General features: G+C 55.0%; 17 protein-coding genes. 10 read left to right on the forward strand and 7 right to left on the reverse strand.

Annotated elements, in window-relative coordinates:
* The first annotated feature begins 319 nt into the window (after positions 1–319).
* Complete coding sequence (locus tag ABK821_RS06360) at positions 320–946, forward strand: glutathione S-transferase family protein (RefSeq protein WP_138360535.1); 627 nt, start codon at positions 320–322, stop codon at positions 944–946.
* 1 nt (position 947) lies between these two features.
* On the opposite strand, the gene ABK821_RS06365 is transcribed toward ABK821_RS06360, so the two are convergent.
* Positions 948–2060, reverse strand: coding sequence for a PQQ-dependent sugar dehydrogenase (locus ABK821_RS06365; protein WP_395033870.1), 1113 nt, complete (start codon positions 2058–2060; stop codon positions 948–950).
* Between the two features lie 104 nt (positions 2061–2164).
* On the reverse strand, positions 2165–2548 hold the full coding sequence (gene bssR, locus ABK821_RS06370; protein WP_138360736.1) for a biofilm formation regulator BssR: 384 nt from the start codon (positions 2546–2548) through the stop codon (positions 2165–2167).
* 361 nt (positions 2549–2909) lie between these two features.
* Here bssR and rimO point away from each other — a divergent pair, with 361 nt between their 5' ends.
* On the forward strand, positions 2910–4235 hold the full coding sequence (rimO, locus tag ABK821_RS06375) for a 30S ribosomal protein S12 methylthiotransferase RimO (RefSeq protein ID WP_138360537.1): 1326 nt from the start codon (positions 2910–2912) through the stop codon (positions 4233–4235).
* Between the two features lie 180 nt (positions 4236–4415).
* Here rimO and gsiD read toward each other — a convergent pair whose 3' ends face one another.
* The 5 genes from gsiD to iaaA all read right to left on the reverse strand — a co-directional run bounded on the left by gsiD (position 4416) and on the right by iaaA (position 10869).
* On the reverse strand, positions 4416–5327 hold the full coding sequence (gsiD, locus tag ABK821_RS06380; protein ID WP_138360538.1) for a glutathione ABC transporter permease GsiD: 912 nt from the start codon (positions 5325–5327) through the stop codon (positions 4416–4418).
* Position 5328: 1 nt separating this feature from the next.
* Positions 5329–6249: a glutathione ABC transporter permease GsiC gene (gene gsiC / locus ABK821_RS06385; RefSeq protein ID WP_142501598.1), complete on the reverse strand. Its 921-nt coding sequence runs from the start codon at positions 6247–6249 to the stop codon at positions 5329–5331.
* 239 nt (positions 6250–6488) lie between these two features.
* A complete protein-coding gene (gene gsiB / locus ABK821_RS06390) occupies positions 6489–8027 on the reverse strand; it encodes a glutathione ABC transporter substrate-binding protein GsiB (protein WP_395033871.1) in 1539 nt (512 codons plus the stop codon).
* A 37-nt stretch (positions 8028–8064) separates the two neighbouring features.
* Positions 8065–9915 (reverse strand): glutathione ABC transporter ATP-binding protein GsiA, encoded by a 1851-nt coding sequence (gene gsiA, locus ABK821_RS06395; protein ID WP_395033872.1) that lies wholly within the window; start codon positions 9913–9915, stop codon positions 8065–8067.
* A 12-nt stretch (positions 9916–9927) separates the two neighbouring features.
* Positions 9928–10869 carry a beta-aspartyl-peptidase gene (iaaA, locus tag ABK821_RS06400; RefSeq protein ID WP_142501601.1) on the reverse strand — a complete coding sequence of 314 codons (942 nt, stop codon included), beginning with the start codon at positions 10867–10869 and terminating at the stop codon, positions 9928–9930.
* A gap of 300 nt (positions 10870–11169) precedes the next feature.
* Here iaaA and moeA point away from each other — a divergent pair, with 300 nt between their 5' ends.
* The 8 genes from moeA to ABK821_RS06440 all read left to right on the forward strand — a co-directional run bounded on the left by moeA (position 11170) and on the right by ABK821_RS06440 (position 21726).
* Positions 11170–12405 carry a molybdopterin molybdotransferase MoeA gene (gene moeA, locus ABK821_RS06405; RefSeq protein WP_395033873.1) on the forward strand — a complete coding sequence of 412 codons (1236 nt, stop codon included), beginning with the start codon at positions 11170–11172 and terminating at the stop codon, positions 12403–12405.
* Positions 12405–13160, forward strand: a complete 756-nt coding sequence (gene moeB, locus ABK821_RS06410; protein ID WP_395033874.1) for a molybdopterin-synthase adenylyltransferase MoeB — start codon at positions 12405–12407, stop codon at positions 13158–13160. Before moeA ends, moeB begins: the two co-directional genes overlap by 1 nt.
* A gap of 152 nt (positions 13161–13312) precedes the next feature.
* Positions 13313–14212, forward strand: coding sequence for a glycyl-radical enzyme activating protein (locus tag ABK821_RS06415; protein ID WP_395033875.1), 900 nt, complete (start codon positions 13313–13315; stop codon positions 14210–14212).
* 4 nt (positions 14213–14216) lie between these two features.
* Complete coding sequence (locus ABK821_RS06420) at positions 14217–16649, forward strand: formate C-acetyltransferase/glycerol dehydratase family glycyl radical enzyme (RefSeq protein WP_395033876.1); 2433 nt, start codon at positions 14217–14219, stop codon at positions 16647–16649.
* A 406-nt stretch (positions 16650–17055) separates the two neighbouring features.
* A complete protein-coding gene (locus ABK821_RS06425; protein WP_138360547.1) occupies positions 17056–17871 on the forward strand; it encodes a Cof-type HAD-IIB family hydrolase in 816 nt (271 codons plus the stop codon).
* Between the two features lie 703 nt (positions 17872–18574).
* The gene (locus tag ABK821_RS06430) at positions 18575–19024 is read left to right on the forward strand and encodes an oligogalacturonate-specific porin KdgM family protein (protein WP_395033877.1); all 450 of its coding nucleotides are present in this window, start codon (positions 18575–18577) and stop codon (positions 19022–19024) included.
* Between the two features lie 25 nt (positions 19025–19049).
* Positions 19050–20630 carry a rhamnogalacturonan acetylesterase gene (locus ABK821_RS06435; RefSeq protein ID WP_395033879.1) on the forward strand — a complete coding sequence of 527 codons (1581 nt, stop codon included), beginning with the start codon at positions 19050–19052 and terminating at the stop codon, positions 20628–20630.
* Positions 20631–20640: 10 nt separating this feature from the next.
* Positions 20641–21726, forward strand: coding sequence for a pectinesterase family protein (locus ABK821_RS06440; RefSeq protein WP_395033880.1), 1086 nt, complete (start codon positions 20641–20643; stop codon positions 21724–21726).
* Position 21727 lies beyond the last annotated feature (1 nt).

Genomic DNA, 21727 nt, shown 5'->3' on the forward strand with positions numbered 1-21727 from the left:
ACGTCCCCCTGCCCGTTCACACGCTGTGGATATAACGAATATCCGCGAATTTATCGTGAACGGAACAGACCACGGAATCTGAATGGGTGAAAACGAAAAATGCGTCATGCTCGCCAGAACCACCGATCGACAGAACCGCTCAGCCAGCCATAAACACAACTGACACCCCTTAACTGACCAGCATCAGGACGCAGGCAGGGCCTGTTCAGGCAGCGAACAAAGATGCAGCTTGAAGTATGATGGGTATATAGATTAACTTTATTGCAACATGAATGCTCACAACGCCGTAATGGCGACTTAATAAAAGGCATGTACCAATATGATTACGCTGTGGGGCAGAAATAACTCGACCAATGTGAAGAAAGTTCGCTGGGTACTGGATGAACTTGATCTCCCGTATCAGCAAATTCTGGCAGGCCTGGAGTTCGGCCTGAATCGTGATCCTGAATATCTGGCCATGAATCCTAATGGTCTGGTGCCGCTGCTGAAAGATGCGTCTACCGGCATTGTGCTCTGGGAATCGAATACCATTATTCGCTACCTGGCCGCGCAATATGGTCAGAATCGACTGTGGCTTGAGTCGCCAGCCGAGCGCGCGCAGGGCGAAAAATGGATGGACTGGGCCAATGGTTCGCTCTCTCCCGCCCATCGGCCGGTTTTAATGGGACTGGTAAGAACGCCGCCGGAAAAGCGCGATCCTGACGCAATCGACGCGGCTATCGCGCACTGCGAGACGCTGTTCGCTATTCTTGATGGCGAACTGGCGCAACATCAATGGCTTTCAGGCGACGCCTTCGGCCTGGGCGACATCGCCGTCGCACCGTTCGTTTATAACCTGCTGGAAACGGTGAAAACCTGGCAACCGCGCCCGCATCTGCAGCGCTGGTATCAGCAAATTAGCGCGCGTCAGTCCTGGCGCGATGTGATCGCGATCCCGGTGACCTGATTTAGCCCGTCGGGCTCACCTTCAGCAGTTCGCCGTTGGATTCGTCGGTTAAGACATACAGATAACCATCGGGTCCAACGCGCACATCGCGGATGCGTTTACCGCGATCGCGCAAAATTCTCGCCTGTTCAGTCACCTTATCGCCATCAACATTCAACACAATCAACGACTCATCCTTCAGCGCGCCGATAAACAGCTTATGTTGCCACTGCGGGAACCTCTGCGCATGATAAAAGGCCATACCGCTCACCGCCGGAGATTTTTCCCAGACAAACAGCGGCGCTTCGGTTCCCGCCACCACCTTGCCTTTCGCTTCCGGAATCGGCAAGCCGCTATAGTTAATGCCATGTGTCGCCAGCGGCCAGCCGTAGTTCTTGCCTTTTTGCGGAATATTAATCTCGTCGCCGCCGCGTGGCCCGTGCTCATTCAGCCATAGCGTATCGCTCCACGGATTCATCGCCATTCCTTGCGGATTGCGGATGCCATAAGCCCAGATCTCCGGCCTGACGCCGGACTGACCGACAAACGGGTTATCCGCCGGAACATTACCCTCCTCCGTCAGGCGCACCACTTTTCCCTGTAGCTTGTCCAGGTCCTGAGCGGTCGAACGCTGATTATTTTCCCCTAACCCGATAAATAAATGGCCATGACCGTCGAACACCAGCCGTCCGCCAAAATGATTTCCGGTTGACAGCTTCGGCTGCTGGCGAAAAACAACCCTGAAGTTTTCAAGGCTCCGGCGATCCTCGCTCAATCGGCCATAGCCCACGGCAGTCCCGGCTTTACCGTCGTTACCGCCTTCGGCATAGCTTAGCCAGACCCGGCGCGATTGGGGAAAATCAGGCGCCAGCGCCACATCCAGCAGACCGCCCTGACCGTGGGCCCACACCTGCGGGACGCCGGATAGCGGAGTTGAGAGGCCATTATCCTGCTGCCAGTGCCTGAGTTCTCCTCCACGGAGAGTAATCAGTATTCCCTGGTCATCGGGAAGAAAGGCCAGCGACCACGGGTGTTCAAGCTGGTTATGCAGCACGTCAACCCGTTCACCGGTAGCAGCGGAAGCGGCGGGAAACAACAGCACGGAAAGAGCAATCAGGGTAACGGTCTGGCGCATGGCATACTCCTCGTGTCAGCGATGCTGATAAGAGTAGCCAGCGTGGGGAAACAGAAATAGATTTTTACATAACATTAATAAGGGGGAGCACGCTCCCCCCGGTTTCAGGCATGGGTAACTGGCGCTAACGCATTCAATTTATGAATATTTAACGTCAATACCGCCAGACAGCGTTCCAGCTTATCTACGTTGATAGCAATGTAAGCCGGGCAGTCATGATGCCCACTCATCAGGCATATGGCCGCAGAAGCAACGGCCTCACCCGCAAGTCGCAAGGATTCCCTTTCCTCCGGCGTGGCGGCGTACTGCAGGAGCGGTGCGTGTTCACGCATTTCATGACACAATTCAAACAAGTTATCACGCAGATGGTCGTTTTCGCTGACTGACATATAGCCTTTTGCTTTACGCAACTGCAGATAAGCATCAATGTCAATATTGGCGTTAATCAGCTTATTCATCAGGTTACGATATCGTCTGTCAACGGTCATCACAGGCCCTCCTCTGTCATCCTTTACCCTGTTTATAATATGGCTATTTTTTGTACAAAAGGATGCGTGAGATCAATAATCCTCAAGCCATTAACATCATTTACAATGTTGCAACGATGATAAAGCGTGTTTTTCCCGCTCGGTGTCGCGGTCAACGCAAAAAACGGGCCTCGCAAGGAGGTCCGCTATCCGTTGCAAACATTAAGTTGATATTCTTATTCGGGGGCCGATTAAGGAAAATCATCCGCATAAAAAGAAAAACTTATCGCGCGGCGCGAACAAGAAAACTAGTATAAACTTTCTGCCAATCCCGGTAGAATCCCTGCCCTCATCATCCCAATAACTGAACACTTTTTAAGCTATGAGCAATGTCACCCATCAGCCGAAAATCGGCTTTGTCTCTCTGGGCTGCCCGAAAAACCTCGTGGACTCAGAACGTATCCTGACAGAACTGCGCACCGAAGGGTATGACGTCGTTCCGACCTACGAAAACGCCGATATGGTTATCGTTAATACCTGCGGCTTTATCGATAGCGCCGTGCAGGAGTCTCTGGAAGCGATTGGCGAAGCGTTGAAAGAAAACGGCAAAGTGATTGTCACCGGCTGCCTGGGCGCGAAAGAAGATCAGATCCGCGAAGTGCATCCGAAGGTACTGGAAATCACGGGTCCGCACAGCTACGAGCAGGTGCTTGAGCATGTCCATCACTACACGCCGAAGCCGAAGCACAACCCGTTCCTGAGCCTGGTGCCGGAACAGGGGGTTAAGCTGACGCCGCGCCATTACGCCTACCTGAAAATCTCCGAAGGCTGCAACCATCGCTGCACCTTCTGTATTATTCCGTCAATGCGCGGCGACCTTGTCAGCCGTCCGATTGGTGAAGTGCTGGCTGAAGCCAAACGTCTGGCGGATGCCGGAGTAAAAGAGCTGCTGGTGATTTCTCAGGACACCTCTGCTTACGGCGTCGATGTGAAGCATCGCACCGGTTTCCACAACGGCATGCCGGTAAAAACCAGCATGGTGAGCCTGTGCGAAGCGCTGGCAGAACTGGGTATCTGGGTGCGCCTGCACTACGTCTATCCGTACCCGCACGTGGATGACGTCATCCCGTTAATGGCGGAAGGCAAGATTCTGCCATATCTGGACATCCCGTTACAGCACGCCAGCCCGCGAATTCTGAAGCTGATGAAGCGACCCGGCGCCGTTGACCGCCAGCTGGCGCGCATCAAACAGTGGCGTGAAATCTGCCCGCAGCTGACCCTGCGCTCCACCTTTATCGTCGGCTTCCCTGGCGAAACGGAAGAAGACTTCCAGATGCTACTCGACTTCCTGAAAGAAGCCCGTCTGGATCGCGTTGGCTGTTTCAAATACAGCCCGGTAGAAGGCGCGACCGCCAACGAACTGGCGGATCAGGTGCCGGAAGAGGTCAAAGAAGCGCGCTGGAACCGTTTTATGCAGCTTCAGCAGCAGATCTCCGCCGAGCGCCTGCAGGAAAAAATCGGCCGCGAGATTCTGGTACTGATCGATGAAGTCGATGACGAAGGGGCGATTGGCCGCAGTATGGCCGACGCGCCGGAAATCGACGGCGCGGTGTATCTGAACGGGGAAAACAAACTCAGGCCCGGCGACATTGTGCGGGTAAAAGTGGAACACGCCGACGAATACGACCTGTGGGGCAGCCGGGTTTAATCCCGCTCTCTGAAATTGTCCGGGGCGACAAAACGACGCCGCTCCCCAGGCCCGGTAAGCGCCAGTTAGCGCCGCCGGGCATATAAGCCACCGCATCCAGTGGTGGCTTATATCTTATCCGACCTGTGGTTCCGGCCGGGAATAACCCCGACGACAACCGCCCGCCTACTCAGCTTCCCGTTACCCTTTTATCTTCGGATCCAGCGCATCGCGCAGGCCGTCGCCCAGCAGATTAAACGCCAGCACGGTGAGAAAAATGGCAATCGCCGGGAACAGCGCTACGTGCGGCGCCATCACCATATCCGCCCGTGCCTCATTGAGCATCGCCCCCCACTCCGGGGTCGGCGGCTGCGCGCCGAGGCCAAGAAACGAAAGACTGGCGGCAGAGATAATCGATACCCCGATGCGCATAGTGAAATAGACCACAATCGACGATACCGTACCGGGCAGGATGTGATTAAACAGAATATTGGCATCGCTGGCGCCAATACTGCGCGCCGACTCGATAAACGTCTGCTGTTTAAGCACCAGGGTATTGCCGCGCACCAGGCGCGCGAATGCCGGGATCGAAAAGATCGCCACCGCAATGATCACGTTTGACATCCCGCTGCCCATCACCGCCACCACGGCAATGGCCAGCAAAATGCCGGGGAAAGCAAATAGCACATCGCAGATGCGCATAATGATACGATCCCACCAGCCTTCGTAATATCCAGCCAGCAGCCCGAGCACAGTGCCGATCGCTGCGCCAATCAGTACCGCCAGCACGCCAGCGGCCAGCGAGATCCGCGCCCCGACCAGTACCCGGCTAAAAATATCCCGCCCCAGCGAGTCAACGCCGAACCAGTGCGTCATCGACGGTCCATCATTGAGCCGATCGTAGTCAAAATAGTTTTCCGCATCGAACGGCGCAATCCACGGCGCAACGATCGCCACCGCAATCAGCAGCAGAACAAATATCCCCGCCCCCACCGCCACCGGTTGATGGCGGAAACGCCGCCAGAACTCATGCCACGGCGTACGTATCTGTCCAGGTTTCACCCCCGGCATCGCGTCGATAATCGCTTGTCTTCTCCAGTTGAGCAATCGCACCTTACTTATACCTGATAGCCGGATTAATGGCGGCATACAGTACATCCACCACTAAATTGATAAGAATAAATTCCAGAGAAAACAGCAGTACTTCCGCCTGGATCACCGGATAGTCGCGCATCTCCACTGAATCCACCAGCAAACGCCCCAGCCCAGGCCAGTTAAAGACCTTCTCCACCACGATTGAACCGCCGAGCAAAAAACCAAACTGCAGGCCCATCATGGTCACCACCGGGATCATCGCATTACGCAGGCCATGTTTAAGCACCACCAGCGTTTCGCGTACGCCTTTCGCCCTGGCGGTACGCATGTAGTCTTCATGCAGAACATCGACGAACGACGCACGGGTAAAGCGCGCCATCACCGCCGCCACCGCCGCGCCCAGCGTCAACGAAGGCAAAATATAATGCCGCCAGCTATCGGCCCCCACGGTCGGCAACCAGCCCAGTTCGACGGAAAAAACCTGCATCAGCAGCATACCGAGCGCAAACGCCGGAAATGAGATCCCGGTAACCGCCAGCGCCATGCCGAGACGATCCGGCCAGCGATTACGCCAGACCGCCGCCACAATTCCCGTCGCCATACCAAACAAAACCGCCCAGCTCATACTGGCGAGCGTCAGCCAGAGCGTGGGCATAAAACGGCTGGCGATTTCGCTGCTCACCGGACGGCGTGAAGCCATCGAGGTGCCAAAATCCCCTTGCAAAATATTGCTGATATAGTGCCAGAACTGAACATACAGCGGCTGGTCGAGCCCCAGTTGCTGGCGCACCATGCCCACAACCTGCGCATCCGCTTCCGGTCCGGCAATCAACCGCGCCGGGTCACCGGGCAGCATATGCACAAACAAAAACACCAGCACCGCCACAATCAGTAGCGTCGGGATCAGCCCCAGCAGGCGTTTAATTACATAATTGAACATGCTTCTCCTTGCGCAACCTACCCACAGCCTGTGTCAGGGAGCGATGGCTATCCCTGAACAGGTCATACTGCAGAATAGCGGTAAATGCGTAAATCCTGGTCACCAACGTAAGCAAGTGACCAGGACGGGCAACACACCGGCCTGAAACAGGTTTAGACATCCCAGAATGCGGCCCGTACTCATCAATCGACCGTCTATTTGTAGCCAATACATCTGCAATGTGAAATATCACGGGGAGACTACTGCAGATCCGCGTGATCGAAGCTAAATCCCGTATCCGGCTGGATATAGAACCCGGTCAAATTTTTACTGTGCGCCAAGACCAGTTTCTCCACCACCAGCGGCACCCACGGCGACGCTTTCCAGATGATGTCCTGCGCATCCTTATAAAGCCGCGCTTTTTCCTGCGTGTCAGTGGTTTTCAGCGCCTCCTTCAGATCTTTATCAACCTGAGGATTGCTGTAGAACGCGGTATTAAACAGAGTGGGCGGCCAGTTTTGCGAAGCAAACAGCGGCGACAGCGCCCAGTCGGCTTCGCCGGTCGACGCTGACCAGCCGGTATAGAACATCCGTACACCGCTCTCTTTCTGCCCTTTGTCTTCCACTTCCGCCGCGCGTTGCCCTGCGTCCATCGCCGTCAGTTGCGTTTTAATCCCCACCTGCGCCAGCTGCTGCTGGGTGAATTGCAGTACTTTCTGCGCGGTACTGTGGTTATGCGACGACCATAGCGTGGTGCTAAAACCATTCGGATAACCCGCTTCTTTCAGCAGCTCACGCGCTTTCGCCGGATTGTATGGCCAGGCGGGGAAGCTTACAGCATACGCAATCGATGGCGGCACCACGCCGGTCGCCGGGGTGGCATAGCCCGCAAAAGCCACTTTCACCAGCGCCTGACGATTGATCGCGTAATTAATCGCCTCGCGTACTTTCGGATTATCAAACGGCTTCTGCGTCACGTTCATGCTGATATAGCGCTGCATAATGGACGGGCTGGTCACCAGCTCCAGCTTACTGTTCTTCGCCAGCAGCGGGGCCTGCTCATAAGGGATCGGGAAAGCAAACTGCGCTTCGCCGGTCTGCAACATCGCCGCACGGGTGTTGTTATCCACCACCGGACGCCAGGTGATGGAATCCAGTTTTGGTAATCCCGGCTGCCAGTAGCCAGCAAACTTCTTCACTTTAACAAAATCGGTCTGATTCCAGGTGTCGAGCTGATACGGACCGGTGCCGACCGGATGAAAACCAATCTCTTTACCGTATTTCTTCAGTGCCGCCGGAGAAATCATCGCCGTCGCCGGATGGGCCAGGATATTAATAAACGCGGAGAAAGGCTGTTTGAGGGTGATTTTCACCGTTGTCGGGTCAACCGCTTCGGTGCTGGCGATATCTTTATACAGATTATAGCGCTTGAGGTGATTGTCCGGGTTGCTGGCGCGATCGAGATTGATCTTAACCGCTTCGGCATTAAAATCAGTACCGTCCTGGAACTTCACGCCCGAATGCAGCTTGATGGTATAAACCAGCCCGTCCGGGGAAACGGTATAGCTTTCCGCCAGCACGTTTTGCAGTTTCATGTCTTTATCAAGACCGAACAACCCTTGATAAAAGGACTTCGCCACCGCCTGCGATAACGTATCGTTGGCGTCGTACGGGTCGAGGGTCGTAAAGTTAGAACCGACCGCCACCACCACATCTTTTGCGGCAAACGCTGGCGTCACGACCAGCGCCGAAGCGATGCTTATTGCCAACAGCCATTTACCTGAAACACGTTGAGTCATGTTGTTCTCCTGAAATGCTGCGTTATTGGTGTCGTTGTTATCTTGCCAGTACGTCGGCGACAGGTTCTCTGGCCACAAAATGCCCTGGCCCGACCTGCTGTAACGGCGTACCGATCCCCGCTTCCCCTCGTTGGTAGATATTGCCCGGCAGTTCGTCGGAGAGCAGTATGCGCTGCGGATGACGATGCGCCGGATCGGCCACCGGAACGGCGGCCATCAATTTCCGGGTATAAGGGTGTTGCGGCTGTTCAAACACGGCGCGGCGCGGGCCAATCTCAACAATGCGCCCGCGATACATTACCGCCACCCGATGGCTGATTCGCTCAACCACCGCCATATCATGGGAAATAAACAGAAATGCGATGCCCATCTCACGCTGTAAATCGAGCATCAGGTTGATAATTTGCGCGCGAATCGACACATCCAGCGCCGATACCGATTCATCGGCGATAACCACCTTCGGATTGAGCGCCAGCGCGCGGGCAATACAGATGCGCTGCCGCTGGCCGCCAGAAAACTCGTGCGGATAGCGCCACGCGTGCTCCGGCTCCAGCCCGACGCGCTCCAGTAGCCAGGCCACGCGTTCACGGGCTGCATCACCTGCCAGCAGCCGATGCACGCGTAGCGGCTCCATAATCGAATAACCCACCGTTTTCCGCGGATCAAGCGAGGCGTAAGGATCCTGGAAAATAAACTGAATATCGCGGCGCAACGCCTGAAGCTGACTACCTGTCAGGCGATCGATTTTCTGGCCGTTGAAAGTAATACTCCCGCCCTGGGTTTCCACCAGCCGCAGCAGCGCCCGGCCGGTCGTGGATTTACCGCAGCCGGACTCCCCCACCAGGCTTAAGGTTTCGCCAGGCCATAAATCAAAGCTGACTTTTTCAACCGCATGCACCTCACGGGTAATACGATTAAGAATACCGCTGCGCAGCGGGAAGCGCGCCACCAGATCGCGGACTGAAAGAATCGGTTCACCGGCAACGACGGTATTCTGCCCCTCTTCCTCCACACTTTGGTTTGATAACGGAAAACGACGCGGCAGATCGCTGCCATGCATCGCGCCCAGTCGCGGCACAGCCGCCAGCAGCGCCTGAGTATAAGGGTGCTTCGGCGCGCGAAAAATGGCTTCAACGCTACCGGTTTCCACCGCTTCACCACGATGCATCACCAGTACGCGATCGGCGATATCGGCCACCACGCCCATATCATGAGTTATAAAGATAACGCCCATCGCCATCTCTTTTTGCAGGACGGCGATCAGCTGTAAAATCTGCGCCTGGATGGTCACGTCCAGCGCGGTGGTAGGTTCGTCGGCAATCAGCACCGCCGGACGGCACGATAACGCCATGGCGATCATCACCCGCTGACGCATCCCACCGGAGAGCTGATGCGGATAGCGCGAAAGCATCGTTTCCGCTTCTGGTATCCGCACCTGATCGAGCATCTTTTTCGCTTCGCGAAGCGCCTCATCATGCTTTAAGCCTTGATGCAGGCGGATCGACTCGGCAATCTGTTCGCCGATAGTGAACACCGGATTCAGCGACGTCATCGGCTCCTGAAAGATCATTGCCATATCCGCGCCGCGCACTCTGCGCATGGCCGCATCAGACTGTTCGCTGAGCGAAATCACCTGTCGGTTACGACGACGCAGCAACAGCGCATCACTGCGTACTTCGCTGGTCGTCCGATCGAGCAGGCGCATTAATGCCAGCGCGGTGACCGATTTCCCCGAACCAGACTCCCCGACAATCGCCAGCGTCTCGCCTCGCCGCAGAGTGAATGAGAGGTTGCGAACGGCGACAAAAGTCTGCTGCTGGTTAAACGCGACGTTCAGACCGCGCACCTGCAGAACATCATTAGCTTCGATTTCTTGACTCTGCAGCAACGCCCTTTCCTCTTATTCGCGATAAATACCAATCGTGGGCGTATCACCCGCATAACACCAGGCCCGGTACATGCCTTCGCTATTAAACGGCAGCGCAACGTTGCCTTCTCTGTCGATGGCAATCAGGCCGCCGCTACCGCCCAGCGCGGGTAGCTTCTCCATCACTACCCGCTCACACGCCTCCTGCAGACTAAGATGGCTGTACCCCATCAGCGCCGAAATATCGTAAGCCGCCAGCGCGCGTATAAAAACCTCGCCGGTGCCGGTACAGGAAACGGCAACGCTGGCGTTATTGGCGTAACAGCCCGCTCCCGGCAGCGGGCTATCGCCGACGCGCCCCGGTAGCTTATTGGTCATCCCGCCGGTTGAGGTCGCCGCCGCAAGGTTACCCGCCAGATCCAACGCCACCGCGCCGACGGTGCCCATTTTGTGCCGCTCATCCAGCGGAGCGGCGTGATGATCGAGCACGATATCGCCGCCCTCCTGCGCCCGCCGTAGCTGTAACAGGCGATCGGGCGTCGAAAACAGATCGTTTTCCACTCGCGTCATACCGTGGGAAGCGACAAAGTTTTCCGCGCCTTCGCCAATCAGCAACACGTGCGGGCTTTGTTCCAGCACCAGACGCGCCGCCAGCACCGGATTACGTAAATGTTTCACTCCCGCGACGGCTCCCGCCTGTAAACTGTAGCCATCCATCACGCAGGCATCGAGCTCATGAGTGGCATCGCGGGTAAACACTGAACCAATACCGGCGTTAAATAATGGGCACTCCTCCAGTAGTCGAACCGCCTCGGTCACCGTATCCAGCGCACTGGCCCCGGCAGCCAGCATTTTTTGTCCGCTATCGACAATCGCCGACAGCGCCGCCACATACTCCTGTTCGCGTTCCGGCGTCATCTGGGCGCGGGTAATCGCCCCCGCGCCGCCGTGAATTGCTATAACCGCCTTACCCATTGCGCCATTCCTTAACCATAAAGTGTATACACACAATCATTCGAGATGCATCAAAGCGACAAAGGAAGAAATCCCCAGAAGCATAGATAACTATGTAACAGGGAGTTCTGAGCTCAGCCGACAAAGAGGCAGCTTAAAAGATAACGTGTATAAATATCATTATCTTGCTGACAGTCCTATACAATTTTTGAATATAGAAAGAGCAGACATTGATGTAAAGCTTGTACTCAGATGGCATATAGCCCGCCTCTCTTTTCTGCCATAATAGGCGTTTTCGATGTTTGCCCGCAGGAGAAAACCATGGATTTTACCGCCGGACTGATGCCGCTCGACACAGCCCTGACCCAGATGCTCAATCGTATTACGCCGCTGGATGCGACGGAAAACGTACCGCTGTTGCAGGCCTTTTCGCGCGTGACCGCCCATGACATTATTTCACCACTTAACGTTCCCGGTTTTGATAACTCGGCGATGGATGGTTATGCCGTACGCCTGGTGGAACTCACCGACGGCGCGGTGCTGCCGGTGGCGGGCAAAGCCTTCGCGGGTCAGCCTTTTCACGGCGTCTGGCCCGCAAATACCTGTATCCGTATTATGACCGGCGCGTCCGTGCCGGAGGGCTGTGATGCGGTGGTCATGCAGGAGCAGACCGAACAAACCGATACCGGCATTCGCTTTATCGCCCCGGTGAAAAACGGGCAGAACATTCGCCGTCTTGGGGAAGATATTGCCTGCGGAGCGGTCGTTTTCCCTGCCGGAACCCGTCTGACCGTCGCCGAACTGCCGGTATTAGCCTCGCTGGGGATCGCTGAGGTTACCGTGATACGTAAAGTGCGCGTCGCGGTTTTCTCCACCGGCGATGAGCTACAGCTACCGGGGCAGCCGCTCGCCGACGGGCAGATTTACGATACCAACCGTCTGGCAGTACATCTGATGCTGCAGGCGCTGGGCTGCGAGGTCATTAACCTCGGCATTATTCCCGACGATCCGGCCAAACTGCGCGAAGCCTTTATTCAGGCAGACCAACAGGCAGATGTGGTCATTAGCTCCGGCGGCGTTTCTGTCGGCGAGGCGGACTACACGAAAACGATCCTTGAAGAACTGGGTGAAATCGCCTTCTGGAAGCTGGCGATTAAACCGGGCAAACCTTTCGCTTTCGGCAAACTCAGCCACAGCTGGTTCTGCGGTCTGCCGGGCAACCCGGTTTCCGCCACGCTGACCTTCTATCAACTGGTACAGCCGCTGCTGGCGAAGCTATCGGGCAACATCGGGCAGTCACAAGCGATGCGTCTGCGCGTGCGCGCCGCTTCACCCCTGAAAAAATCGCCGGGGCGCCTCGATTTTCAGCGCGGCGTGCTGCAACGCAACCCGGACGGGGAACTGGTGGTGAACAGCACCGGCCACCAGGGCTCGCATATTTTCAGTTCATTCAGCCTCGGCAACTGTTTTATCGTACTGGAACGCGAACGCGGCCATGTTGAAGCCGGTGAATGGGTGGAAGTTGAGCCGTTTAATCATCTGTTCGGAGGCATGTAATGGGCACAGAGCTGAGCGATGCGGAAATGCTGCGCTATAACCGACAAATCATTCTGCGCGATTTCGATTTTGACGGTCAGGAGCAGTTGAAAGCCTCCAGCGTGCTGGTTGTTGGCCTGGGCGGGCTCGGCTGCGCTGCCGCGCAATATCTGGCGGCGGCTGGCGTCGGTCAGCTCACCCTGCTCGATTTCGACACCGTGTCGCTCTCCAACCTTCAGCGCCAGATCCTGCACAGCGATGCCGCCATCGGTCAGCCGAAGGTTGACTCAGCCCGCGCGGCGCTGGCGCGAATTAATCCCAACGTTAAGCTCACGACGCTAAACGCATTGCTGGAAGAAGAGGCGCTATCGGCGCAAATCGCCGCCCACGATCTGGTGCTCGACTGTACCGATAATGTTTCTATCCGCAACCAGCTTAACGCCGGATGTTTCCGCCATAAAACGCCGCTGGTTTCCGGGGCGGCGATTCGTATGGAAGGGCAAATCAGCGTCTTTACCTGGGGAGAAAACGAACCCTGCTACCGCTGTCTGAGCCGCCTGTTTGGCGAAAACACCCTTACCTGCGTCGAAGCAGGAGTAATGGCGCCGCTGGTCGGCACCATTGGTTCGTTACAGGCGATGGAAGCCATTAAGATACTGACCCACTACGGCAGCCCCGCTGTCGGCAAAATCGTGATGTATGACGCGATGCGCTGCCAGTTTCGCGAAATGAAGCTGCTGCGGAATCCGCAATGTGAGGTGTGCGGTACGCCTTAGCCCCTCTCCGGCGGTACTTTCCGCCGGATTATTTGTGACCGCCCGCGACTTTTCCTTCCTGCTTTTATCCCTCACCCGGCTTGTTGATTTATATCAATGTAACTTTCATTCGAAAGTAATTTAATCTTCATATGCAAAATAAAGGGTGAAATATGATCTTCAATATTCAGCGTTACTCAACCCATGATGGCCCGGGGATCCGCACCGTCGTGTTCCTCAAAGGTTGCTCGCTGGGCTGCCGCTGGTGCCAGAACCCTGAAAGCCGCGCCCGCGCGGAGGATTTGTTGTATGACGCTCGTCTTTGCCTTGACGGCTGCGATCTCTGCCAACAGGCCGCGCCGGATGTGATGACCCGCACGCTGGATGGCCTGATTATCCACCGGGAAAAGCTCACCGCTGCGCATATCGGCAAGCTGCGCGACTGCTGTCCGACGACGGCATTAACGGTCTGCGGCGAAGAGAAAAGCGTCGAAGAGATTATGACCACGGTATTGCGGGATAAACCCTTTTACGATCGCAGCGGCGGCGGCGTCACCCTTTCCGGCGGCGAGCCATTTATGAACCCGGAACTGGCCCGCCAGCTGTTTGCCGCCAGCCGCAGCGCGGGGATCCACACCGCGGTCGAAACCTGCCTGCACGTACCGTGGAAATACGTTGAACCTTCCCTGCCTTTTATCGACCTGTTTCTCGCCGACCTGAAGCATGTCAATGAAGCCATTTTCCGTCAGTGGACCGACGGCAGCGCCCGCCGGGTGCTGGAAAACCTGCAACGGGTCACGCAGGCGGGAAAGAAGCTCATCATTCGCGTACCGCTGATTCAGGGTTTTAACGCTAACGAAGCCGATATTACCGCCATTACCGATTTTGCCGCTGACCGTTTAAAGGTCGGGGAAATTCACTTCCTGCCCTATCACACGCTGGGAATGAACAAATATCAATTACTTGGTCAGCCCTATACCGCCCCGGATAAACCCCTTGCCGCCCCTGAACTGCTCACTTTCGCGCAGCATTACGCGCAAAGCAAAGGTCTAACGGCGACTTTACGAGGATAAGCTTATGACAACATTGAAACTGGATACCCTGAGTCCACGCATTCAGGCGCATAAAATGGCGCTGGTGCATATCGTCAAGCCGCCGGTTTGCACCGAGCGCGCCCGCCACTATACCGAAACCTATCAGCAGCATCTGGATAAACCGATTCCGGTGCGCCGCGCGCTGGCGCTGGCTCATCATCTGGCGGAGCGCACAATCTGGATCAAGCATGATGAACTGATTGTCGGCAACCAGGCCAGCGAGGTCCGCGCCGCGCCGATCTTCCCGGAATACACTGTTAGCTGGATAGAAAAAGAAATTGACGATCTGGCGGATCGTCCCGGCGCGGGCTTTGCGGTCAGCGAAGAGAACAAACGCGTGCTGCATGAAGTGTGCCCGTGGTGGCGCGGCCAAACCGTGCAGGATCGCTGCTACGGCATGTTTACCGATGAGCAAAAAGCGCTGCTCGCCACCGGGATCATCAAAGCGGAAGGCAATATGACCTCCGGCGATGCTCACCTTGCGGTCAACTACCCGCTACTGCTGGAAAAAGGCCTCGACGGTATGCGCGTTAAAGTTGCCGAGCGCCGTTCGCGCATTAATCTTACCGTGCTGGAAGATCTGCACGGCGAGCAGTTCCTGAAAGCCATTGATATCGTGCTGGAAGCGGTAAGCGCACACATCCAGCGTTTTGCCGAACTGGCGCGCAGTATGGCCGCCGAGGAGCCCAGAGAATCCCGTCGCGACGAACTGCTGGCGATTGCCGAGAACTGCGACATCATCGCCCATGAGCCGCCGAAAACCTTCTGGCAGGCGCTACAGCTGTGCTATTTCATTCAGCTAATTCTGCAAATCGAATCCAACGGCCACTCGGTCTCTTTTGGCCGTATGGATCAGTACCTCTATCCGTACTATCGTCGCGACGTCGAACTCGAACAGTCTCTGGATCGTGAGCACGCCATTGAACTGCTGCACTGCTGCTGGCTGAAGCTGCTGGAAGTGAACAAAATTCGCTCCGGCTCGCATTCCAAAGCCTCCGCCGGGAGTCCGCTGTATCAGAACGTCACCATCGGCGGCCAGAATCTGGTTGACGGCAACGCGCAGGACGCGGTGAACCCGCTCTCTTACGCAATCCTGGAATCCTGCGGTCGTCTGCGCTCGACTCAGCCAAACCTGAGCGTGCGTTACCATGCCGGCATGAGCAATGACTTCCTCGATGCCTGCGTACAGGTGATTCGCTGCGGTTTCGGTATGCCGGCGTTCAATAACGACGAAATCGTTATTCCGGAATTTATCAGGCTGGGGATTGCGCCGCAGGATGCTTACGATTATGCCGCAATTGGCTGCATCGAAACCGCCGTCGGCGGCAAATGGGGCTATCGCTGCACCGGGATGAGCTTTATCAACTTTGCCCGGGTGATGCTGGCGGCGCTGGAAGGCGGTCGCGATGCCACCAGCGGTCAGATCTTCCTGGCGCAGGAACATGCGCTATCAAAAGGCAATTTCGCCAATTTCGATCAGGTGCTGGCGGACTGGGATACGCAGATCCGCTACTACACGCGCAAATCCATCGAGATTGAATATGTGGTCGATACCATGCTGGAAGAGAACGTCCACGATATTCTCTGTTCGGCGCTGGTCGATGACTGCATCGAGCGGGCGAAGAGCATCAAACAGGGCGGCGCAAAATATGACTGGGTTTCCGGTCTGCAGGTGGGTATCGCCAATCTCGGCAACAGCCTGGCGGCGGTGAAAAAACTGGTATTCGATCAGGGCGTGATTGGTCAGCAACAGCTGGCGAAAGCGCTGGCTGACGACTTTGCGGGCCTGACCCACGAGCAGTTGCGCCAGCGTTTGATCAACGGTGCGCCGAAATATGGCAACGACGAAGACAGCGTCGATATTCTGCTGACCCGCGCTTACCAGACCTATATCGACGAACTGAAGCAGTATCACAACCCGCGCTATGGCCGTGGCCCGATTGGCGGTAATTACTATGCTGGCACCTCGTCCATTTCCGCGAATGTTCCATTTGGCGCGCAGACCATGGCGACGCCGGATGGCCGTAAAGCGCATTCGCCGCTGGCGGAAGGAGCAAGCCCGGCTTCCGGCACCGACCATCTGGGGCCGACCGCGGTTATCAGCTCAGTGGGTAAACTGCCGACCGGTGCCATTCTTGGCGGCGTGCTGCTCAATCAGAAGCTGAATCCGGCGACCCTGGAGAACGAATCCGATAAACAAAAACTGATGATGCTGCTACGCACCTTCTTCGAAGTGCACAAAGGCTGGCATATTCAGTACAACATCGTGTCGCGCGAAACGCTGCTGGCGGCGAAGAAACACCCGGATCAGTATCGCGATTTAGTGGTCCGGGTCGCCGGGTACTCGGCGTTCTTTACCGCCCTGTCGCCGGATGCCCAGGACGATATTATCGCCCGTACCGAGCATACGCTGTAAGGTGGACAATAAATTCGTCACAAGGAATTGACCAGCCCAAGGCCGTAGAGGCTGCTGACAAATCCGTATCAGTCAGTGGCCCCGTTTACGCCGGGTGGCGGCTAACGCCTTACCCGGCCTACATTTCCTGCAATATCCATCTCCTGTACCTCACTTTTAGACCTGTGCAAGCGAATGGCGTGCCGCCGGGCAGTTCCTGAACAACGCTCGTTGTCAGTAATCTGGTGAGGGACGCGGATGTTCCTCATGCATCCTCGGGAGCCGGGCTTCCATAAACGGACGGGATAAGGCAGCGCATCTGCGGTTCAAAAAGCGCTGGATAAACTTTCATTCGAAATAAATTTGTGCTCTCCATCACATTGTAATTAGAATGTTACTGGTCGAAGTTAAGCCAGGAGCACTTGTTATGACCGTTAAAGTTATCGTCACTGATATGGACGGAACTTTTCTCAATGACGCCAAGCAGTATGATCGCCCGCGTTTTCTCGCGCAGTTTGCGCAACTCCAGCAACAGGGTATTGAATTCGTTGTCGCCAGCGGCAACCAATACTACCAGTTGATCTCTTTTTTCCCGGAAATCCGCGAGCAGATCTCCTTCGTCGCCGAAAACGGCGCGCTGGTTTATGAACACGGCCAACAACTGTTCCACGGCGAACTGACCCGTCACGAATCCCAGGTGGTGATTGGTGAATTGCTTAAAGATCCCCAGCTCAACTTCGTCGCCTGTGGCCTCGCAAGCGCTTACGTCAGCGACCGGGCGCCCGATGCCTTTGTCGCGCTAATGTCAAAGCACTACCATCGCCTGCAGCGCATCAGCAGCTACCATGATATTGACGACACGCTGTTTAAGTTCTCGCTTAATCTTCCGGATAGCGATATTCCGCAGTTGATCGATAAACTGCACGTCTCGCTGGACGGTATTATGAAGCCGGTCACCAGTGGCTTTGGTTTCGTCGATTTGATCATCCCCGGCCTGCATAAAGCTAACGGCATCAGCCGCCTGCTTAAACGCTGGAACCTCTCACCGCAGACCTGCGTCGCTATCGGCGACAGCGCGAACGACACTGAAATGCTAAAACTGGTGAAATACTCCTTCGCGATGGCCAACGCCGTCGAAAGCATCAAGGCGGTGTCCCGTTTTGCGACCGATGACAATAACCATAATGGCGCGCTAAATGTGATTCAGGCAGTACTCGACCACACCGCCCCCTTCAACGATTGATCCCGCGCCGGGGGGCGCATAAGCTACCCCGGTTTTTGTATTTTGTCTCTCCATGCAACCACGACCAAATAATTGCTTGAAACTCATATCCTCTTCGAATGAAGAGATTATGAGAGATTGATAGTTATTAGCTGAACGGGCAAGGCAATTATTTTATGCACGTTTTGACCTTCCGGTGTCATCGAATGTTTTTTACTGATAAGGCGTACAGATACGTTATGTCAGCGTCATATTGATGGACTGTACGGCTTAGCCGGACATAACGCAGGCACAACATAAATGACTATCATGATAATAAGGGCAATAGGGAGGACGCTTAAAAGTTATACAAATGTGACAATACCATTCCAACCCCGCTATTAATTGCAAAAATATAATTATTTGACAAAGATCTCAAAACATCGTTTCAAACTGTGTAAAATAATATTCCATTGAATGGTGTAGTTTTTCACACTAAAACGATTGCTTAATAATAAAGAGTGGATATTACAACGATATACCAGGGGTAATTAAATAATTACTGACAATAAGTAAACTCTGGTGTGATTTAAGAAGTCACTAAAAGCTGCATTAAAGATAATGGTAATATTTCAAAAAATAAAGATGTTGCACTGGATAATGTGGTTTCTAACTCTTACGCCATGACCGTAGACTATGATTATGCCTTGTCTGACACATTAATCCTGACACCAAATATCGAAGCATGCTTTTACTCTGGCGGTACCCGTGGCGAGGAACGGAAAACGATCCGGGCGACACGCAAAAAGCAGGTGCCCGTTATACACCAGGCGTAAAATTGAGCTGGCAGGCCAGCGACCTATTTGGAGTATATACCCAATATCGTTATGATTACCGAAAAATCACCCGCTCGCTGGCCAGCGATGATGAACAGAATAAACATCGCCACCGTCTGGAAGGCGGCATCAGTTATACGCCGGTCGATACCTTGACCCTTTCATACAAAGCCTGTTATTACCACGCCGATTATATTCTGGCGAACAACAAAAAACATGATTATCAGCAGGATGTCAATATCGACTGGACCTTTCTTCCGGACTGGCAAATTAACCTCGGCCTTGAGGACGTCGCCAAAAACAAAACCCGCGGTGGCCGCGAAGCATTACTGAAAGCCGGATTCACTTATCGCTTCTGACCACAACGCTTTTCAGGAGAAATAGATGAACACCCCCATGAAACTACTGGCGCTGCTCTGTACTTTTGCAACGACGGCTCAGGCCAGTACCTTACTGCAAGGCGTCGTGTTAGCTGAGACGCCCTTTCGCGGCGCACAGGTAAATATTGTCGACAGTAATGGAATGAAGCTGTCGACACAAACCGATAATACTGGTCGCTATTCGCTGGTAATTGATAGCCTCCGCCCGCCGCTTGCGTTATCCGCCAAAGCCGCTGGCACCGCAACGGACTGTCTGCACAATGATAAGTTACGCGCCCGTTGTATGGCTTCGCTACTGCTGAGCGTAAAAAAAGACAGCGCCAATACCGCCAATATCACTCCATTCAGCGATCGGTTAGTTTCAGAAGTCGCGGGGGAACTGGGATATATTGGCCCGCAACAATGGATCGAACAGGGCCGTCCCGCCGATCTCCGGCCTGAACTGTTAACCGCTCCGCTGGCCAATTTTCGCCGGGGTATGGAGAAGGCGTTTATTGCCCTTGGGACTGAATCAGCACGCATAGATCCCATTAAAACGCCGATTATCCCCGGCGATGCCATGACCACAGTGCTCTCGGTTATTAACCACAATCGCGGCTACGATAACAACAGTGGCGAAGCGGGAACTGCCATACTGACCGACAGCGCTTTCCGGCCGATTGTCGGGCTGAAAAACAGCGGCCCCTGGGAGCCCTTCGATCTCAACCAGGCATTGCAGGATAAAGCCCGTATCGCGACGGCAACAAAACGTATTCTGATTGTCAGTGACTCTACGGCCGCCACGTATGAAGTGAGTCGTCTGCCGCGAATGGGATGGGGACAGGTATTTCAGAACAGATTTCTTGCCGATTCAGGGGTTGTGGTTCTTAATGGCGCACGGGCCGGACGCTCCAGCCGGGATTTTTATAATGAGGGCTGGTATCAGCAAATGGGGCGCTATTTGCAGCCCGGCGATTATGTTTTCATTGCCCACGGTCACAACGATCAAAACTGTAATGGCAATAAGCCTATTCGCGGCGCTGCAGATGTGCGCAATCTCTGTACCTATCCGAATGACGCCAACGGTAAACCACAATATCCACAAGGCCATCCGGAGCTGTCGTTTCAGCACTCACTGGAACGTTACATTAAGATTGCCCGTGATAAAGGCGCTATCCCGGTCCTTTTCACTCCCACGACGCGGGTAAAAAATGCGGCGGGGAAAACGGCATTCCAGCATGGTCCCCAGGATGTCGTGGTCAGCAGCCACCATACCCAGTCAAACCCCGGCTATTTATTCAGCGGCGACTATATCGCCACTATCAAACAAACCGCTGAGCGAAATCAGGTGCCGTTAATCGACCTGGAACAAGCGACTATCGACTTCGCAAATGCCCATCCCAATGACTGGATGGACTATTGGCTGGCGGTGGATGCCAATGATCCGCGTTATCCCTGGTATAAAACCCAGAAGTCAGGGATCCGCACCCATCCCGACACCACGCACTTTCAGCAAAAAGGGGCGGAGGCCGTGGCGGAAATTGTCGCCCGGCGTATTCGTCAGACACCACAATTGCAAGAGTTAGCCAACAAACTCTATCCCTGAGGCGCAAACAATGAAAAAAATCCTCTTCGCCAGCACCCTCCTGGCCAGCGTTAACGCCTGCGCTTTATCCACACAGGCAACACAATGGAATGCGGTGGTTTCAGCCACGCCGCAGGCTGGTCAATATGCGACCATCGCGCAGGCGCTATCGGCGGCCCCCACGCAAGGCACACCATGGCGCATCCTGATCAAAGATGGCCGCTGGCAGGAACGGCTTGTTATCGACAGACCCGTCACCCTGATCGGCCAGTCACGGGAAAAAACGATAATCGAAGCCGATACGCCAGCGGGATCTCTGGACAGTAACGGCAACAAACTCGGCACCTCGCGCACCAGTACCGTCGAGATTCGGGCCAACGGCGTCACCATGGAGAACCTGACGATTCGCAACAGTTTTGACTTTCCCGCCAATCGGGCATTGCCCGAAGGCGATCCGCGTAAGTTGAAAGATACCCAGGCCGTCGCGCTGATGATTGCGGATAACGTGGATCAAGCACGTTTCCGTCGCGTCAAACTGGAGGGTTACCAGGATACGTTTTATAGCAAAAGCGGCAGCCGGAGCTATTTTACGGACTGCATCGTGACCGGGCATGTTGATTTTATTTTTGGGTCCGGTATCGCCGTCTTCGACCGTTGCGACATTATTGCCCGCAACCGTACCGATGTCTCATCACTGCTGGGGTATATCGCCGCGCCGTCGACGCCATCAACGGCGAAATATGGGCTGATCTTTATTAAAAGCAAAATCAGCAAGGAAGCAGAGGTTCCGGCCAGAAGCTTTGCGCTTGGTCGCCCCTGGCATCCAACAACCCAGTTTAGCGATGGTCGTTACGCCGATCCCAACGCTATTGGGCTGGCGGCATTTATTCACTGCGACATCGATGAACATATCTACGGCTGGGACAAAATGTCCGGTAAAAATAAAGCCGGAGAAAAAACCTGGTTCTACCCACAAGACAGTCGTTTTTATGAGTTCTCAAACAGCGGCCCGGGCGCAGGTCAGGGAGGAGAGCATTACCAGTTAAGCGCCGTTGATGCGGCACACTACACCATCGAAACCATTTTCTCCGGCTGGCAGCCAGAATTACTCAATTAAG

Origin of the sequence: Klebsiella sp. KE9456 (genome assembly GCF_043832615.1) — a bacterium.
GTDB classification, from domain to species: Bacteria; Pseudomonadota; Gammaproteobacteria; order Enterobacterales; family Enterobacteriaceae; genus Klebsiella; species Klebsiella indica.

Bases quoted from the DNA above. Each gene is read 5' to 3' on its own strand.
- ABK821_RS06360 (WP_138360535.1), top strand. From the start codon at position 320: ATGATTACGCTGTGGGGCAGAAATAACTCGACCAATGTGAAGAAAGTT.
- ABK821_RS06365 (WP_395033870.1), bottom strand. From the start codon at position 2,060: ATGCGCCAGACCGTTACCCTGATTGCTCTTTCCGTGCTGTTGTTTCCC.
- bssR (WP_138360736.1), bottom strand. From the start codon at position 2,548: ATGACCGTTGACAGACGATATCGTAACCTGATGAATAAGCTGATTAAC.
- rimO (WP_138360537.1), top strand. From the start codon at position 2,910: ATGAGCAATGTCACCCATCAGCCGAAAATCGGCTTTGTCTCTCTGGGC.
- gsiC (WP_142501598.1), bottom strand. From the start codon at position 6,249: ATGTTCAATTATGTAATTAAACGCCTGCTGGGGCTGATCCCGACGCTA.
- gsiB (WP_395033871.1), bottom strand. From the start codon at position 8,027: ATGACTCAACGTGTTTCAGGTAAATGGCTGTTGGCAATAAGCATCGCT.
- iaaA (WP_142501601.1), bottom strand. From the start codon at position 10,869: ATGGGTAAGGCGGTTATAGCAATTCACGGCGGCGCGGGGGCGATTACC.
- moeA (WP_395033873.1), top strand. From the start codon at position 11,170: ATGGATTTTACCGCCGGACTGATGCCGCTCGACACAGCCCTGACCCAG.
- moeB (WP_395033874.1), top strand. From the start codon at position 12,405: ATGGGCACAGAGCTGAGCGATGCGGAAATGCTGCGCTATAACCGACAA.
- ABK821_RS06415 (WP_395033875.1), top strand. From the start codon at position 13,313: ATGATCTTCAATATTCAGCGTTACTCAACCCATGATGGCCCGGGGATC.
- ABK821_RS06420 (WP_395033876.1), top strand. From the start codon at position 14,217: ATGACAACATTGAAACTGGATACCCTGAGTCCACGCATTCAGGCGCAT.
- ABK821_RS06425 (WP_138360547.1), top strand. From the start codon at position 17,056: ATGACCGTTAAAGTTATCGTCACTGATATGGACGGAACTTTTCTCAAT.
- ABK821_RS06430 (WP_395033877.1), top strand. From the start codon at position 18,575: ATGCTTTTACTCTGGCGGTACCCGTGGCGAGGAACGGAAAACGATCCG.
- ABK821_RS06435 (WP_395033879.1), top strand. From the start codon at position 19,050: ATGAACACCCCCATGAAACTACTGGCGCTGCTCTGTACTTTTGCAACG.
- ABK821_RS06440 (WP_395033880.1), top strand. From the start codon at position 20,641: ATGAAAAAAATCCTCTTCGCCAGCACCCTCCTGGCCAGCGTTAACGCC.